The organism is Mycolicibacterium neoaurum ATCC 25795 (assembly GCF_000691525.1).
GTDB classification, from domain to species: Bacteria; Actinomycetota; Actinomycetes; order Mycobacteriales; family Mycobacteriaceae; genus Mycobacterium; species Mycobacterium neoaurum.
The window spans coordinates 1-365 of sequence record NZ_JMDW01000041.1; the positions used below are offsets into that span (position 1 = coordinate 1).

Annotated in this window: 1 protein-coding gene; it reads left to right on the forward strand. The window is 69.3% G+C overall.

Annotation, left to right across the window (positions count from 1 at the left end):
- Positions 1–45: 45 nt before the first annotated feature.
- On the forward strand, positions 46–365 hold a 320-nt coding region (locus tag IC40_RS0126330; protein ID WP_420896607.1), incomplete at its 3' end, for an HNH endonuclease.

The window sequence follows — 365 nt, forward strand, 5'->3', positions numbered from 1 at the left end:
CCGATGTCTGGTGGGGTGCTGCCGCACGTCACCCTCATCCGGCCCGTGACTGCAGGGCTGAGTGGTGATGCTGGTGTGGATCGGTTGGGGTTCGCCGGCCCGGTCTCCGCGGCGACCGCGGAGCTGATCGCCTGTGATGCCACGCTGACCTCGGTGATCGTCGACCAGTCGGGGGTGCCGTTGGATGTCGGGCGGGCAGAAAGGCTGTTCACCCCCGCGATCCGTAGAGCCCTGGGCGTCCGTGATGGTGGGTGTGCCCATCCGGGGTGCGGTCGGCCGGTGTCCTGGTGCGATGCCCACCACATCCAACCCTGGAGCCACGGCGGCGAGACCAGCCTCGACAACGGGGTGCTGCTCTGCCGGCT